Source organism: Burkholderia sp. SIMBA_051 (assembly GCF_046534915.1).
Taxonomy (GTDB): Bacteria; Pseudomonadota; Gammaproteobacteria; order Burkholderiales; family Burkholderiaceae; genus Burkholderia; species Burkholderia ambifaria.
On record NZ_JAWRXS010000515.1, the window covers coordinates 1 to 258 of the forward strand.

Here is a 258-nt window from a genome sequence, read left to right on the forward strand (position 1 = left end):
GATCGACACCATACGTCTGGTGGGCGGAAACGCGTGTCTAGATTTCGTGAACACCGCCAACGGCCGTCGGACGAACGGAACGCTTGGCTCACTTGAAGAGAACTTGTGCCAGCCCGACGACGTTGCCACCTGGGCTCTTCGAGCAACGCTGGTTGCGCCGAGCGAGTACGAAGCTCTCCTTGGTGCTATCAAAGCTGACACCACAAATGCCGCTAACCAGCTAGCGGCTCTAATTGCATTTCGGGATCGGCTATATCG

Annotated in this window: 1 protein-coding gene; it reads left to right on the forward strand. The window is 57.0% G+C overall.

Annotated elements, in window-relative coordinates; all coding sequences use genetic code 11:
• Window positions 1–46: 46 nt before the first annotated feature.
• On the forward strand, window positions 47–258 hold a 212-nt coding region (locus SB771_RS35525; RefSeq protein ID WP_410722107.1), incomplete at its 3' end, for a hypothetical protein.